General features: G+C 57.9%; 14 protein-coding genes. 2 read left to right on the top strand and 12 right to left on the bottom strand.

Annotation, left to right across the window (positions count from 1 at the left end):
- Positions 1-110 precede the first annotated feature (110 nt).
- Positions 111-281 carry a YhfL family protein gene (locus ACOYA6_RS20995; protein ID WP_039031528.1) on the top strand — a complete coding sequence of 57 codons (171 nt, stop codon included), beginning with the start codon at positions 111-113 and terminating at the stop codon, positions 279-281.
- A gap of 124 nt (positions 282-405) precedes the next feature.
- Here the strand turns inward: ACOYA6_RS20995 and trpS are convergent, their stop codons facing one another.
- The 12 genes from trpS to ACOYA6_RS20935 all read right to left on the bottom strand — a co-directional run bounded on the left by trpS (position 406) and on the right by ACOYA6_RS20935 (position 10,394).
- Positions 406-1,410 carry a tryptophan--tRNA ligase gene (trpS, locus tag ACOYA6_RS20990; protein ID WP_039031527.1) on the bottom strand — a complete coding sequence of 335 codons (1,005 nt, stop codon included), beginning with the start codon at positions 1,408-1,410 and terminating at the stop codon, positions 406-408.
- A complete protein-coding gene (gene gph / locus ACOYA6_RS20985) occupies positions 1,403-2,164 on the bottom strand; it encodes a phosphoglycolate phosphatase (RefSeq protein ID WP_039031526.1) in 762 nt (253 codons plus the stop codon). Before gph ends, trpS begins: the two co-directional genes overlap by 8 nt.
- Positions 2,157-2,834, bottom strand: coding sequence for a ribulose-phosphate 3-epimerase (gene rpe / locus ACOYA6_RS20980; protein WP_039031525.1), 678 nt, complete (start codon positions 2,832-2,834; stop codon positions 2,157-2,159). The genes gph and rpe overlap by 8 nt, the downstream gene beginning before the upstream one ends.
- A gap of 41 nt (positions 2,835-2,875) precedes the next feature.
- Positions 2,876-3,688 (bottom strand): adenine-specific DNA-methyltransferase, encoded by an 813-nt coding sequence (dam, locus tag ACOYA6_RS20975; protein WP_039031524.1) that lies wholly within the window; start codon positions 3,686-3,688, stop codon positions 2,876-2,878.
- 67 nt (positions 3,689-3,755) lie between these two features.
- Entirely contained in the window at positions 3,756-5,042 is a 1,287-nt protein-coding gene (gene damX, locus ACOYA6_RS20970) for a cell division protein DamX (protein ID WP_422655326.1), read from the bottom strand.
- Positions 5,043-5,134: 92 nt separating this feature from the next.
- A complete protein-coding gene (gene aroB / locus ACOYA6_RS20965) occupies positions 5,135-6,223 on the bottom strand; it encodes a 3-dehydroquinate synthase (RefSeq protein WP_422655325.1) in 1,089 nt (362 codons plus the stop codon).
- Positions 6,224-6,280: 57 nt separating this feature from the next.
- Positions 6,281-6,802: a shikimate kinase AroK gene (gene aroK / locus ACOYA6_RS20960; protein WP_010436374.1), complete on the bottom strand. Its 522-nt coding sequence runs from the start codon at positions 6,800-6,802 to the stop codon at positions 6,281-6,283.
- A 296-nt stretch (positions 6,803-7,098) separates the two neighbouring features.
- Positions 7,099-8,334 (bottom strand): DNA uptake porin HofQ, encoded by a 1,236-nt coding sequence (hofQ, locus tag ACOYA6_RS20955; protein ID WP_422655324.1) that lies wholly within the window; start codon positions 8,332-8,334, stop codon positions 7,099-7,101.
- Entirely contained in the window at positions 8,249-8,641 is a 393-nt protein-coding gene (locus tag ACOYA6_RS20950; protein ID WP_422655323.1) for a HofP DNA utilization family protein, read from the bottom strand. Before ACOYA6_RS20950 ends, hofQ begins: the two co-directional genes overlap by 86 nt.
- Positions 8,631-9,092, bottom strand: a complete 462-nt coding sequence (locus ACOYA6_RS20945; protein WP_422655322.1) for a HofO family protein — start codon at positions 9,090-9,092, stop codon at positions 8,631-8,633. Before ACOYA6_RS20945 ends, ACOYA6_RS20950 begins: the two co-directional genes overlap by 11 nt.
- Entirely contained in the window at positions 9,076-9,615 is a 540-nt protein-coding gene (locus tag ACOYA6_RS20940) for a PilN domain-containing protein (protein ID WP_422655321.1), read from the bottom strand. The genes ACOYA6_RS20945 and ACOYA6_RS20940 overlap by 17 nt, the downstream gene beginning before the upstream one ends.
- Positions 9,612-10,394, bottom strand: coding sequence for a type IV pilus biogenesis protein PilM (locus tag ACOYA6_RS20935; RefSeq protein ID WP_039031519.1), 783 nt, complete (start codon positions 10,392-10,394; stop codon positions 9,612-9,614). Before ACOYA6_RS20935 ends, ACOYA6_RS20940 begins: the two co-directional genes overlap by 4 nt.
- Before the next feature lie 120 nt (positions 10,395-10,514).
- On the opposite strand from ACOYA6_RS20935, the gene mrcA reads away from it, so the two are divergent.
- A complete protein-coding gene (gene mrcA / locus ACOYA6_RS20930) occupies positions 10,515-13,067 on the top strand; it encodes a peptidoglycan glycosyltransferase/peptidoglycan DD-transpeptidase MrcA (protein WP_223075726.1) in 2,553 nt (850 codons plus the stop codon).
- The last annotated feature ends 5 nt before the right edge of the window (positions 13,068-13,072 follow it).

Genomic DNA, 13,072 nt, shown 5'->3' with positions numbered 1-13,072 from the left:
TCAATGAGTAGTCCTGTTATGGACTACTCCTCTCTTACCCGTGTCGATAACATACCTTCCGCGAAAGCATATTTTCATATATTCCCTCATGTTACAGACAAGGAAGCGTTATGTTCAAACTGGCAAAGATTGCCCTGGTTGCAGGCATCTTAACGACTCTTACGGCATGTACCGGCCGTGTTGAAAACACCAAAAATAACTGCAGCTACGATTACCTGCTGCACCCGGCGATCTCTATCTCCAAAATCATCGGCGGCTGTGGCCCGGCAGCGAGTCAGTAAGCGTTTTTCAGGCATAAAAAAACCGGGAAATTCCCGGTTTTTTTTCGCCGGGTGGCGCTACACTTACCCGGCCTACATTGCCCCGTAGGCCGGGTAAGGCGAAGCCGCCACCCGGCAAACAAGCTTAAGGTTTCGCCACAAACCCAATCGCTTCGTACACCGCTTTCAGCGTTTCAGAGGCGCGTGCGCTGGCCTTCTCGGCACCCTCTTTCATCACTTTCTGCAGGAAGGCTTCGTCATTACGGAACTGGTGATAACGCGCCTGCAGTTCGGTCAACATGCCGGAAACCGCGTCAGCCACTTCGCCTTTCAGATGACCATACATTTTGCCTTCGAAGTGCTGCTCCAGCTCAGGAATGCTGCGCCCCGTCACGGCGGAGAGAATATCCAGCAGGTTAGAGACGCCCGCTTTGTTCTGCACGTCGTAACGCACCACAGGCGGCTCGTCCGAGTCGGTAACCGCACGTTTGAGCTTCTTAACCACCGCTTTCGGATCTTCCAGCAGGCCGATAACGTTGTTGCGGTTATCGTCTGACTTGGACATCTTCTTGGTTGGCTCCAGCAGGGACATCACGCGAGCGCCGGACTTCGGAATAAACGGCTCTGGCACCTTGAAGATGTCGCCGTAGATCGCATTGAAGCGCTGGGCGACATCGCGGCTCAGCTCCAGGTGCTGCTTCTGGTCTTCACCCACCGGAACCTGGTTGGTCTGGTACAGCAGGATGTCAGCGGCCATCAGCACCGGATAGTCGAACAGACCGGCGTTGATGTTTTCGGCGTAACGGGAAGATTTATCCTTGAACTGGGTCATACGGCTCAGTTCGCCGAAATAGGTGTAGCAGTTCAGGGCCCAGCCCAGCTGCGCGTGTTCCGGCACATGGGACTGAACGAAAATGGTGCTTTTCTCAGGATCGATACCGCAGGCCAGATAGAGCGCAAGGGTGTCGAGCGTCGCTTTACGCAACTGCTGCGGATCCTGGCGCACGGTAATGGCGTGCTGGTCAACGATGCAGTAGATACAGTGATACTCATCCTGCATGTTCACCCACTGACGCAGCGCACCCATATAGTTGCCAATGGTCAGTTCACCTGAGGGCTGTGCGCCACTAAATACGATGGGCTTAGTCATTTTTCAATTCCTGATTTTCACTGTGCGAAAGCCCGAGAACGGGCAGTAAATCTTTGAAGTGGTCGAAGACAAAATCCGGCTCACTCAGCGTAATGGATTCACCGTAGTTATAACCATAGGTGAGGCCAACGGACGGGCAGCCTGCGGCCCTGGCAGCCAGAATATCATTGCGCGAATCACCTACAAAGAGCAGTGCTTCAGGCGATAAAGATAATTTTCCTGCCACCAGCAGTAGCGGTTCGGGATGCGGCTTCTTGTTCTGCACGTCATCGCCACCGACAATCACCGAGAAATAGTGGGCGATATCCAGCGCTTCCAGCAACGGCGCGACGAACGCTGTCGGCTTATTGGTCACCAGCGCCAGCGGCATACCCTTAGCATGCAGCGCGCCCAGCGTACCGGCCACATCCGGGAACAGGAAGCTGCCCTCTTCCACCGTCTCTTCATAAAAACGGTTAAACAGCTTACGCAGGACACGAACCTGCTCTTCCTGCGGGATATCCGCATGATCGACACCCGGCTTGCCCTGCGCCGCACGTTGGATCGCCCGTTCCTGACGCGCCCAGGTCAGCGCGCGTTCCATCAGCACGTCCGCCCCGTTACCGATCCACGTTACCACGCGCTCTTCGCCCGCGACCGGCAGTTCCAGCGCATACAGCGCCTGATCGACTGCCGCCGTTAAACCCGGCGCGCTGTCCACCAGCGTACCGTCGAGGTCAAATGCAACGCCCCGAATTGCCTGCAAATTATCCATGACTTACCTTCGCCAGTTCACTGCGCATTTCATCAATGACTTTTTTGTAGTCCGGCTGATCGAAAATAGCCGAACCCGCGACAAACATATCCGCGCCCGCCGCAGCGATTTCGCCGATGTTGTTGACCTTCACGCCACCGTCCACTTCGAGGCGGATATCAAAGCCAGACTCGTCGATACGGCGGCGCACTTCACGCAGCTTATCCAGCGTTTGTGGAATGAAGGACTGCCCGCCAAAGCCCGGGTTCACGGACATCAGCAGGATCACGTCCAGCTTGTCCATCACGTAATCAAGGTAGCTCAGCGGCGTGGCCGGGTTAAAGACCAGGCCCGCCTTACAGCCATGCTCTTTGATCAGCTGCAGCGTGCGGTCAACGTGTTCGGAGGCTTCAGGATGGAAGGTGATGATGCTGGCGCCCGCGGCGGCAAAATCCGGCACGATGCGATCAACCGGCTTCACCATCAGATGCACATCAATGGGTGCGGTGACGCCATAGTTGCGCAGCGCCTTCAGGACCATCGGGCCGATGGTCAGGTTAGGCACGTAGTGGTTATCCATAACGTCGAAATGAACGACATCCGCACCGGCAGCCAGGGCTTTCGCGGTGTCTTCGCCCAGCCGGGCAAAATCAGCCGAAAGAATTGAGGGTGCAATCAAATACTGTTTCATCCGCATCTCCTTGAACTTTGTTTAACGGCGGGCGAAACGGCTCAGGGCAGATAGAGAGCCAGCAGTTCGTCCACCTTTTTACGTGTACCGCCGTTGCTGCTGATGCTGCGCCGGACCTTGACCTGAAAATGCTCAGCGGCCTTGTACCATTCGCGCGTATCGGGCGTGTCGTGATTCGAAATTAACACCGGGATACTTTTGCTGACCAGTTTTTCCGCCATCTCCGCCAGACGCGCCTGCTCGGCGGGACTGAAGCTGTTGGTATGATACGCGGTGAAGTTCGCCGTTGCCGACAGTGGAGCGTATGGCGGATCGCAGTAGACCACCGAGTTGGCGTCAGCTTTATCCATACACTCTTCATACGAGAGGCAATGGAACTCCGCATTCTGCGCTTTTTCAGCAAAGTGATACAGCTCGGCCTGCGGGAAGTACGGGCGCTTGTAGCGACCAAAGGGCACGTTGAATTCACCACGCAGGTTGTACCGGCACAGGCCGTTGTAGCCATGGCGGTTAAGATAGAGGAACAACAGCGCACGGCGGAACTTGTCCTGGCTCTGATTAAACTCAGCGCGATGCTGATAGTAAACGTCCGGGTTGTTGTTCTCTGGCGTAAACAGCTTGCGCGCCTCATCGACGTACTCATCGGTACGCTCTTTTACGATGGTATAGAGGCTGATCAGATCGCTGTTGATATCCGCAAGGATATAGCGGGAGTAGTGGGTATTGAGAAATACCGAGCCCGCGCCAACAAAGGGTTCGACAAGACACTCGCCGTCTGGCAGGTGTTTTTGAATATCATCGAGCAGGGGGTATTTCCCCCCTGCCCATTTCAGAAAAGCGCGATTTTTTTTCATGCTGACTAACTGATTACACCTTCTCCGGCTGTGGAGAAAGCTCCGACAGCATCCTGCGCTTCACAGATTACTTCAAATCGGACTGAACCTGACGGATCGGCTTCGCCCACGGATTTTTCGCCTGAACGTCGGCTGGCAGCGTGGCAACCGCGCGTTTTGCTTCATCTTTAGAAGAGTACACACCGCTCACCAGCACATACCATGGCTGACCGTTACGGGTGGTCTCGTAAACAACGAAGTTTTTCAGGTTTGATTTTTTCGCCCAGCCGTTGAGGTTGTCATAGCTGGAAGAGCTGCTCAGCTGCAACGTGTAGTTGCTTGACGGCGCAGACTTCAGTGAACTCACATTCCCTGTAGATTTACCGGTGCTGGCAGAAGCCGCAGGCGCGGTTGCAGCTGGCGTCGAGGCGGTTGCCGTCGGCGCTGGCGTAGCCGTCGCTTTCGGTGCCGTCACGGTTGCCGCTGGCGCTTTGGCCGGGGCGCTGGTTGCCGTTTCAGTGTGCTTCGGCTGCGCGGCGGCTTTCGGCGCTTCGGCTTTGGCAACAGGCTGTGGCTTCACTTCACGCTTCGGCTCGATGACCGTCTGCTTACGTTCCTGATGCTGAGCAGGCTTAGTCTGACGAGGTGCAGATTCTGTGGCCGCCGTCTGCTGCTGCCCTGATGCGCCACGAATCGGCGCGACGGTCGCAGGCTCGGTCGGCAGCGTGGAGTTAACCACCACGTTGTTGACCTGCTGCTGGCTCTGCGGCTGCGTCAGGGCATTATTCAGATCGCCCTGCACTTCAACACGCTGCTGTCCTTCCGGGGTCGCCGGAGACTGGCCCTGAGTTGGCGTGGAGGCAACCGGCGGCAGAGAGATCTCCTGCTGGTTATTCCCGGCAGTATTCTCTGCAGAAGTGGTGCCTGGCGCAGGCTGGGTGCCATTCGCCTGATCGGCAGCACTGCCGGAGAGATCGATGCTCTTCTCGCCGGACGCGGTTTGTTCAGCAGGCGTGGTTGACGGGGCTTTGAGTGCCGAGCCGACGCCGATAATCAGCAGCAGCAGGACCAGCACGCCCAGACCCATCATAATGTACTGGCGGGAAGCGGGCTTCGCCGGAGCGGCTTTACGCTTACGCGGGCGACGCTCTACGGGCTCTTCGTCCATTGAATCTTCTTCGGACTCATAATCCTCTTCTTCACGCTCGTCGCGGGCGGCGCGGCCACGCGAAGGACGAGGATCGTCATTGTCCAGATCGACCTCATCAAAGTTAATTTGCGGATCGTTATCACGTTCTGAAGACTGGCGAGTACGACCAGTACGACGATCGCTGGGATCGGGTTTCAGCTCGTCTTCTGGTTTGAATTCATCCATTTAACACCCCACTAAAAGGCTTATGCCTACAACTTTGCACATCACCTGAAGCAAACTGGCTACGTGTGACCGCAGCCGGACCTTTCTAATAGTTACGCTTGCTGGCAATCAGCAATAGCGCCAAGAACGACATCGTGCGGCACACCGCCACGAACTTCACTCTTTCCGATGGCAAGCGGGAGTACCAGACGCATCTCGCCTGCTAATACTTTTTTATCACGCATCATGTGCGGCAAGTAGGCCTGCGCTGACATTTCTCGCGGCCCCGTCACCGGCAAACCGGCGCGCTCAAGCAGCGTGATAATGCGTTGTGTATCCGCCTTGCTGAACTGACCCAGACGCTCCGAGGTGCGTGCGGCCATTACCATTCCCGCCGCCACGGCCTCGCCATGCAGCCAGTTACCGTAGCCCATTTCGGCTTCGATAGCATGACCGTAGGTGTGCCCCAGATTCAGTAAAGCACGTAAGCCTGTTTCGCGCTCGTCTGCGGCAACCACTTCTGCTTTCAGCTCACAACAACGGCGAATACAGTACGCCATCGCCTGACCATCCAGGCGCAACAGGGCGTCCATATTCTCTTCAAGCCAGCTAAAGAACTCGCCGTCCAGAATAATGCCGTACTTGATCACTTCCGCCAGGCCAGAGGCCAGCTCGCGCTGAGGCAGCGTTTGCAGACAGTCGAGATCCACCACCACCGAAGCGGGCTGGTAGAACGCGCCAATCATGTTTTTGCCAAGCGGATGGTTAACGGCGGTTTTGCCACCAACGGAAGAGTCGACCTGCGACAACAGCGTGGTAGGAATTTGAATAAAACGGACACCGCGCTGATAGCTTGCCGCAGCAAACCCCGTCAGATCGCCAACGACACCGCCGCCTAAAGCCAGCAGTGTAGTGTCGCGACCGTGCGGTTTTTGCAGTAATGCGGTGAAGACGGTATCGAGTACCGTCAGGCTTTTATACTGCTCGCCATCAGGCAGAATCACACTGTCGACCTTCACGCCAGCCTGTTCGAGCATCTGACGTACGCGGTCGAGATAAAGCGGAGCCAGAGTCTCATTGGTGACCAGCATTGCCTGATCACCCGCTTTCAGTGGTAAGAAGGAAGCTGGGTCGTTAAACAAACCAGCCGCGATAGTGATAGGGTAACTCCGTTCACCGAGAGTGACTGTAATCCTCTCCATAACGCGACATCCACCTTAAATGCTTTTACCCGCAGGCGAGTGTATATAAAGCCAGAATCAGTTGCTTTCCAGCATATGAATAATCTGGTTTGCGACCACTTTTGCGCTCTGGTCGTCTGTGCGAATGGTGACGTCAGCAATCTCTTCGTACAGCGGATTGCGTTCACCAGCCAGTGCTTCCAGAACTTCGCGTGGAGGCGTCTCAACCTGTAGCAACGGGCGTTTTTTATCACGCTGCGTACGCGCCAGTTGTTTTTCGATGGTCGTTTCGAGATAGACCACGACACCGCGGGCGGAGAGACGGTTGCGAGTTTCGCGAGATTTTACAGAGCCGCCGCCGGTAGCCAGCACAATGCCCTGCTTTTCCGTAAGTTCATTGATGACTTTTTCTTCACGGTCACGGAAACCCTCTTCGCCTTCTACGTCGAAGACCCAGCCCACATCAGCTCCGGTTCGTTTCTCAATCTCTTGATCAGAATCGTAAAATTCCATATTGAGTTGTTGAGCTAACTGGCGCCCAATAGTGCTTTTGCCGGCACCCATAGGCCCAACCAGAAAGATATTGCGTTTCTCTGCCATTTTTTCGGTACTACTAAGACTATTCGTTAATGGTAAACCCGCTTCGCCGATACCTGGCGTAACAGGACATGAACTGAAACCTCATATGCGATAGAGCGAGAGTCAGACTAAAAATTATCTCAGTACTCCAGCTTGTTTGGCAACAGAATAAATCACCAGGCTTGCCGCTTAAGTTATTAAGGGGTGAGATTGTGTAAGCTGATTCTCAAATCGGTACTCCTTGTATGCTAATTCATGCCCCACGTCAAACATCTGCAACAAACAGAATGCAAAATCACGCGGGGCATTGCTGCCCATTATGGCGTTGCAACCAGACGTGGGGTGATAAAAACCACTAATTCCCGGCGCTCGTTGTCTTTACCCTGATGGCGGAAAAGGTGCCCCAGGAGAGGAATACGGCTCAAGCCTGGCACATTTTCGCTGCCGCTTTTATGCCTCTGAGAAAAAATTCCCCCTAAGGCCAGCGTTTCACCACTTTTAACTTCAACCTGGGTTTCAATCTCCTGCTTATCGATGGTCAGGGTTTCACTGTCGGCCTGCTGCAACACCTGGCCCGGGCTGTTCTCGCTGATACGCAGCTTCAGGCGTACCCGACCGTTGGCCAGCACCACCGGCGTCACCTCCATGCCCAGCACCGCCTCTTTAAACTCCACCGACGTCGCCCCGCTCTCTCCGCTGGAGACCTGATAAGGGATCTCGCTCCCCTGTTTGATGCTGGCGGGCTGCATGTGGGATGCCAACAGCCGCGGGCTGGCGATGATATCCACCTGCTGCTTTTGTTCGAGGGCGGAGAGCTCAATGTCCAGCAGCCGGCCATTAATCCGCCCGATATTAAAGCCCACCTGCGTGGTCGCGGCGTTAACCGCAAGATCGGCGCTGAGTATCGTCAGCTGACCGGGCTTACCCGCCTGCTGAGCCTGGGCCAGACTCCACTTCACCCCTAACTCGCGCAGGCTTTTTTCACTCATGCTGACGATGTGCGCCGCGAGCTCGACCTGCGCTACCGGCAGATCCATCTGCGTCACCCAGTGCTGTAGTGCGTCCAGCGCTGCCCGGGTGTCGCGCACCAGCAGACGATTGGTGCGCTTGTCCACCGCAAGGCTGCCTTTCGGGCTAAGGAGCTTTTCGGCCGCCTGCTGGAGATCGCTCGCATCCGCATACGAGAGAGGGAAGCTGCGCGCCTCCAGCGGCACGCTGAGCTGGCGCTTTGCGCGCTCCGCCTCTTTTCTGGCCTGCTGCTGCTGCTGCCAGGCGGCGCTGTGGATATAAAAGATGCCCTCCTGCTGGCGCATCACCAGCCCGGCGCTGGTCACTACCGTCTGTAGCGCCTGTAGCCAGGGCACCTTCTGCAGACGCAGCGAGACGTTGCCGCTCACGTCCGGGGCGATAATCATGTTGCGGTTCTCCTGCTCCGCCAGAGCCTGCAGAAGCTGGGCGACCGGTACGTCATCCACCACCAGATTGACGGCCGCCGTTTCCGCTGCCAGCGCCTGGCTGGCGATCAGCAGCAGTGCCACGATCCCTGTTTTCATGTTTCGTTCCTTGTCGTTGCCATCGCCACAGCGGCTGTTCACAGGCCTCTGAGGTGTCGATGACCAGCTCCTTTTCATCCAGCGTCATTACCCGCCAGCCCTGAGGCAGCGTCTCGCCGCGGCGCACGCGCAGCCAGCGCGACGTTTCATTCCTGACGATCCCCACCGGTACCGCGCCGGACACCAGCCCGGCATAACGCCACTGGCTCAGGACGGCGTCGGGGCAGCGTGACACCGGGGCCTGAAACGGATCGCGCATGCCGAGAAGCAGCGGCAGTAAAAGCAGCACGCCCCGGTTAACCCGCATTCTGGCGCTCCAGGTGCAGGGTAATCCGTAGCTTTTGCTGCTCTGGCTGGATGGTAAAACGCCCGACCGCCACATCGCGCCGGGCGAGGGTGGCAAACAGCGTGGGGATCTGCGCCCACACCGCATCGACCACCAGCTCCCCGCCTGCGCTGACGGGCTGCCAGCGCACCATCCGCATCTCACCGGTATCGAACTCCAGCGGCGAAAAAGGGCGCGTTGCCACGGACGCTGGGACGTCATCGTCGGGGAAGAGCTTACGCACCGCGGTCCATAAGCGGGCGTTGATCGCCGCGTCTTGTTCATGCTGAGCCTGCTGCGTCGTGAGCTGTTGATGCTGTATGTGTAGCTGCACACCGGTGACGCCGAACAGCATCAGCCCGGAACTGACGCCCCAGCACAGGCCGCGCCAGCGCGGAGACAGCCTGTACCAGATGTCAGGAGGGATCCGCATAAGCCTGCTCCTTGCGGGTCAGCGTCCAGCTAAACTGCCAGCGTCCCTGCGCGTCCTGGCGCATCTCCCCCGGCGTTCCCGGCCCGAATCCGGGCAGCTGGCGTAGTGCCGTCTCCAGCGCCGCAAGCGCCGGTAAGGTAGTGGCGTATCCGTGGAGCGAGAGCGTGGACTGCTTAAAGCGAAGCTGCGCCAGCCATGCCTGCTCCGGCAGGGCGTGGGCCAGGGCGATCAGTTCCGCCTGCCAGGCCTCCGTGCTGGCTTTTTGCCGCGCCCAGCGCTGCCGTTGCTGGCGCTGAACAACACGCGCCGCCCACTGCGTTTGCCGCTGCTCCAGCGCCTGTCGTAGCGCCAGATCGCTGGCCTGCCTATGGGCGTAAACATCCGTCTGCAGAGATGAGCTGGCCCGAAGGGCCGTCCAGAGCACCAGCGTTAAGAGCAGCGAGCCGGTAAACAGCAGGCCCCAGAAGCGCAGGCAGTGGCGTTTTTGTTGCTGACGCCACGGCAGCAGGTTTGCGGTCCTCATACCGGATAGACTCCCGCCGCCAGCGCCAGCGCGACGCTAAAATCCGCGCCATTTTCAGGCAGCGGCGGCTGCCGGTGGGGTACCACGCACCAGGGATCGAAACTGGCCATATCGCAGCAGGCGATCTCCTCAACCCTGAGCGCCAGCAGCGCGGCCAGCCGTTCGACGTCGGGGGCTTCCGCCAGCCCGCGCCTGCCCCACTGGTGGCGCATCGCCCAGAGCCACTGGTCCCGATCGCGCCAGGCGATACACTGGGCGGGCGCCTGCACAAAAGGCAGCAGATGCGTCAGCGCTCCGGCATCGGGCGTGATGGTGGTGAGTTGCAGGCGCAGGACCCGGGCCAGCTCCAGAAGCGCGTCGATCTCCTTATTTTGTGCGGCAGTAATCTGAAATGTCTGGCTGAAGGTATCTTCTGCATAGTCAAAACGCAGGGCTTCGGGCGCCATCTCCAGTTCACGGCTCAACGCGGATGCAATCCAGGCCGTCTGCTCGCTGTCGCGCAGGGTCATCGCCGGGCGCGGCAGCGTGCGCTGCAGGGTGCGGGCAGCCGGAAAGGCGAGAAATATTTGATGCTGATGCGGCAGCGTCTGACGCCATTCGCGCAGGGCCGCAGCCAGTTGTTCGGGCTGAAGAATTTGCCCGTCGTGGATAATGCCCTCCGCCAGGGGAAGCTGCCACCAGCGGCGCAGCCCCCACCCCGACTTTTCGCGCACCAGCGCGACGGCCAGAACCTTATCCTGTTGAATATGAACGCCTGTTCGCCATGTTTTAAACGCCATGTTTCACGATCTCCTTATCGTCCCTGGGGATGACGGCTATATCAATGCTACAGGCTTGCCTTTATACTACCGCGCGATTGTTTAGAAACTGCCCAGTTCAAACTAAATGGGAAATCTCCAGTGAAGTTCGTAAAGTATTTATTGATCCTTGCAGTCTGTTGCATTCTGCTTGGAGCAGGCTCGATTTTTGGTTTGTACAAATATATTGAGCCGCAACTGCCTGATGTCGCTACGCTTCGTGACGTACGACTTCAGATCCCGATGCAGGTTTATAGCGCCGATGGCGAGCTGATTGCCCAGTACGGTGAAAAGCGCCGTATCCCGCTGACGCTGAATCAAATTCCGCCCGTCATGGTGAAAGCCTTTATTGCCACAGAAGACAGCCGCTTTTATGAGCACCACGGCGTTGACCCGGTGGGGATTTTCCGTGCCGCAAGCGTGGCGCTGTTCTCCGGCCATGCTTCGCAGGGGGCTAGTACCATCACCCAGCAGCTGGCGCGTAACTTCTTCCTGAGCCCTGAAAAAACGCTGATGCGTAAGGTTAAGGAAGTGTTCCTGGCGATCCGCATTGAGCAGTTGCTGAACAAAGATGAGATCCTTGAGCTTTACCTCAACAAGATCTATCTCGGCTACCGTGCCTATGGCGTGGGCGCGGCGGCGCAGGTCTATTTCGGTAAATCCATCGAGCAGCTCACCCTGAGTGAGATGGCCACCATCGCCGGTCTGCCGAAGGCGCCTTCCACCTTTAACCCGCTCTACTCGCTGGATCGCGCTACGGCGCGTCGCAACGTGGTGCTGTCGCGTATGCTGAGCGAGGGCTATATCAGCCAGACCCAGTACGATCAGGCGCGCAACGATGTGATTGACGCCAACTACCATGCCCCGGAAATTGCCTTCTCCGCGCCGTACCTCAGCGAGATGGTTCGTCAGGAGATGGTTTCCCGCTACGGCGAGCAGGCCTACGAAGATGGTTACCGCGTTTACACCACCATCAGCCGCAACGTCCAGCAGGGCGCGCAGCAGGCGGTGCGTAACAACGTGATTGATTACGATATGCGTCACGGCTACCGCGGTCCTTCAAACGTGCTGTGGAAAGTGGGTGAATCGGCGTGGAACAGCAAAAAAATCACCGATACCCTGAAGCCGCTTCCGGGCTACGGGCCGTTCGTAGCGGCGGTGGTGACCCAGGCCAATCCGCAGGAAGCCACGGCGATGCTCGCGGACGGCACGTCCGTGTCGCTGCGGATGGAAGGGGTACGCTGGGCGCGTCCGTATCGCTCTGATACGCAGCAGGGCGTGACGCCACGTAAAGTGACCGATGCGGTACAGGTGGGTCAGCAAATCTGGGTTCGCCAGGTGAATGACGCCTGGTGGCTGGGGCAGATCCCGGACGTTAACTCGGCGCTGGTATCCATCGATCCGCATAACGGCGCGGTGCTGGCGCTGGTTGGCGGCTTCGACTTTAACCAGAGCAAATTTAACCGTGCCACTCAGGCGCTGCGTCAGGTCGGTTCCAATATCAAACCCTTCCTCTACACCGCGGCAATGGATAAGGGTCTGACCCTCGCCAGTATCCTCAATGACGTGCCGATCTCCCGCTGGGATGCCGGGGCCGGTTCCGACTGGCGTCCGAAAAACTCACCCGCAGAGTACGCCGGTCCGATTCGCCTGCGTCAGGGGCTGGGACAGTCGAAAAACGTGGTGATGGTGCGCGCCATGCGTGCCATGGGCGTCGATTATGCGGCGGAATATCTGCAGCGCTTCGGCTTCCCGGCGCAAAATATCGTGCATACCGAGTCGCTGGCGCTGGGCTCCGCCTCCTTTACCCCGCTGCAGGTCGCGCGCGGCTATGCGGTGATGGCCAACGGCGGCTTCCTGGTCGATCCGTTCTTCATCAGCAAAATCGAGAACGATCAGGGCGGTGTCCTGTTTGACGCCAGACCGAAAATCGCCTGCGCAGAGTGTGATATTCCGGTGATCTACGGTGACACGCCTAAGTCAGAGGCGCTGAACAACCAGGACATGGAAGATGTCGCGATTTCTCAGGAGCAGCAGAATGCGGCGGTGCCGATGCCGCAGCTACAGCAGGCGAACCAGGCGCTGGTTGCCCAGACCGGTGCTCAGGAGTATGCCCCGCACGTGATTAACACCCCGCTGGCGTTCCTGATCAAGAGCGCGCTGAACACCAACATCTTTGGTGAACCGGGCTGGCAGGGCACGGGCTGGCGTGCGGGTCGTGATTTGCAGCGCAAGGACATCGGCGGTAAAACCGGGACCACCAACAGCTCGAAAGATGCCTGGTTCTCGGGTTACGGTCCGGGTGCGGTAACGTCGGTGTGGATCGGCTTTGACGATCACCGTCGTGATTTAGGCCGTACCACGGCGTCCGGAGCGATTAAAGATCAGATCTCCGGTTACGAAGGCGGAGCCAAAAGTGCTCAGCCGGCGTGGGATGCCTTTATGAAAGTCGTTCTTGATGGCGTACCGGAGCAGCCGCTCACGCCACCGCCGGGTATCGTTACGGTCAATATCGATCGCAGCAGCGGTCAGCTGGCTAACGGCGGTAACAGTCGCGAAGAGTATTTCATCGAAGGCACGCAACCAACGCATCAGGTGGTGCATGAGGTGGGTACAACGTTGATTGATAACGGCGAAACGCAAGAGCTCTTCTGATACAT

Origin of the sequence: Leclercia barmai (genome assembly GCF_049312895.1) — a bacterium.
Lineage (GTDB): Bacteria > Pseudomonadota > Gammaproteobacteria > Enterobacterales > Enterobacteriaceae > Enterobacter > Enterobacter barmai.
This window is presented reverse-complemented; position numbering and strand designations above follow the sequence as displayed.